The organism is Lactobacillus melliventris (assembly GCF_013346935.1).
Classification (GTDB): Bacteria; Bacillota; Bacilli; order Lactobacillales; family Lactobacillaceae; genus Lactobacillus.
Window position 1 is genome coordinate 1 of the sequence record NZ_JAAEEB010000019.1, and the last position, 2,025, is coordinate 2,025.

General features: G+C 29.8%; 5 protein-coding genes. 2 read left to right on the plus strand and 3 right to left on the minus strand.

All coding sequences use genetic code 11. The annotated features are described in order from the left end of the window. Positions 1 to 3 precede the first annotated feature (3 nt). Together GYV61_RS09925 and GYV61_RS09825 are read left to right on the plus strand one after the other, a co-directional pair. Entirely contained in the window at positions 4 to 96 is a 93-nt protein-coding gene (locus GYV61_RS09925; RefSeq protein ID WP_370448574.1) for an IS3 family transposase, read from the plus strand. 276 nt (positions 97 to 372) lie between these two features. After that, positions 373 to 498: a hypothetical protein gene (locus GYV61_RS09825; protein ID WP_274600325.1), complete on the plus strand. Its 126-nt coding sequence runs from the start codon at positions 373 to 375 to the stop codon at positions 496 to 498. Between the two features lie 104 nt (positions 499 to 602). Here the strand turns inward: GYV61_RS09825 and GYV61_RS09785 are convergent, their stop codons facing one another. The 3 genes from GYV61_RS09785 to GYV61_RS09590 all read right to left on the minus strand — a co-directional run bounded on the left by GYV61_RS09785 (position 603) and on the right by GYV61_RS09590 (position 1,633). Continuing rightward, a complete protein-coding gene (locus tag GYV61_RS09785) occupies positions 603 to 701 on the minus strand; it encodes a type II toxin-antitoxin system YoeB family toxin (protein WP_338084994.1) in 99 nt (32 codons plus the stop codon). A gap of 69 nt (positions 702 to 770) precedes the next feature. After that, positions 771 to 1,055, minus strand: a complete 285-nt coding sequence (locus GYV61_RS09585) for a type II toxin-antitoxin system RelB/DinJ family antitoxin (RefSeq protein ID WP_110446667.1) — start codon at positions 1,053 to 1,055, stop codon at positions 771 to 773. Positions 1,056 to 1,195: 140 nt separating this feature from the next. Continuing rightward, complete coding sequence (locus tag GYV61_RS09590; RefSeq protein WP_110446666.1) at positions 1,196 to 1,633, minus strand: GNAT family N-acetyltransferase; 438 nt, start codon at positions 1,631 to 1,633, stop codon at positions 1,196 to 1,198. Between the last annotated feature and the right edge of the window lie 392 nt (positions 1,634 to 2,025).

Genomic DNA, 2,025 nt, shown 5'->3' on the forward strand with positions numbered 1-2,025 from the left:
TGGATAAGTTATTATAATGAAGATAGAATTCGGCACAAACTAAAAGGCTTAACTCCGATTCAATATCGGAATCAAGCCTTAAGTAAAACGATATAAAACTAACGTCCAGTTTTAGGGGTTAGCTTCATGATCATGTGGATAAGGCGGGTTTTTGTTGAGAAAATAATATTTGCAATTTTTATTGTGTTATTTCTTCTTTTATTAATTTTAATATGATAGGCTTTTTGCAGTAGATCCCACAGAAAAGGGAGAAATTTATTATGCAAGTTGTTAACAATCACTTTGCTCAGACGGCTAGCAAAAACTAGTTGTACTGCTTAAATTAAAATATAATTATGTTATGCAAAAGAATATAATAATGGGTGCTTAGTTATGGAACATAGAGATTTAGTCAAATCAAAAGATATTTCTGATAAGGGATTAAAAGCAATGGATGAATCTGTTGCCAACTTAAAAAAGAGAAAGGTGTCCGCACCAATAGATTTATCAGACTTTTAGATGAAATAGTATTTAAAGAAATTGCTAGTTTTGTGAATGTAGAGATTTATACAGATAAAAATCCTCTTAGTTAAATTGAAATCTAACTAAGAGGATTTTTAGCTTTAATTATAGTGAGTTTTGCAAGCTATAATAAGTAATCGCTCATTTTTAACTGTGTAAACTAATCTATCTACATTATTTATTCTTCTTGACCAACCAATTTGATATTTTAATTTTTCCGGCTTGCCAATTAACATATTCATTCCAAGCTTCATCTAAAAATTCTACTGTCATTCTTTCTTCTGCTCACTACTTAAAAGATGATGTGAATGGATATCCTGATTATTGTTAATCTTTTTGAAACGCTGATTTAGTTCAGCTTGATTTTCCTCACTATAAAATGGATCCCTAACTTCAAACGGTAAACCACCTTCAGCAATACTTTTCTTTATAAATATATTAATGGCAGTCGAAAGATTAAGGCCTAGGCCGTTAAATATTTCTGTAACTTGGTTTTTATCTTCTGAATTAACTTTAACTGAAATCGAAATTTTGCTTTTTTCTGGACTTAGCATTATTGATCACTTCATATGCATAGTATTACTTTAGATGTATAAAGTGTAGTTAATTGATTTAAATTTACATATAATGTACTAGCTAAATTATTGTTAGTAAACATTTATAAAAAACGAAAATCAATTACAGTTTAAATAAATTATTTTATGGTTTTACCAAATCGTTTTTGCATTTTATTGCTAGTATAGCCCAGCTTTTCGTAAAATTTATGAGCACCTAAACGTGATTCTCCAGAATTTAACCTAATTTCTTTCATGCCTAAATTTTTAGCCTGCTTTTCCAAAGTTTGCATAAGCTGACTGCCTATGCCTTTCTTTTGGGCAGAAGAATCTACTGCTAAAGCTAAAACATTGAACATGGGGTCAAAGTAGGTTTCTTCAAAAATTTCTGCATGCAAATATCCCTCAACCTTTTTGCTATCTTCATCTTCAAAAACCCAGAGATAATGATGTTCAGGATCATTTAGCAGCCTTTTAATGTTGGCAGCCGTTTTTTCTACAGAATAATCATAACCTAGTTCAACTTGATTGATTTTTTGAATAGCTGGACTGTCAGCAACTTGGCATTTTCTAATCATACAAATTCCTTTCTTATATTTATTGTATTACGAGTTAAAGTTATTTTAGCGCTCACAACATTGATTAAAAAGTCTTATTTACATACCTTAAAAATGCGCTCATTTTAAACTTGGATTGGCTTAATATAATGGTAGTAAAGCCGTTTTTTACCATTGTCAAAAGCGCATTTTAGTTTATATAATACGGTAAGCTTTATTACTTAGAAGAAATTAGTTTTTAAAGAAAAAACAAAATACTATATAGTGGAAATAATCAAAATAAGCCATTGATTTGGCAATAATGCTTTATAGTTATTCAATATGCAAACAGTATTTGTTATAATTAATTTAGAATTCAAGCAAATTGTTTTGAGGGCGGTTGGCTGTTGATCCGGAAAGGAGATGGTGCCTAT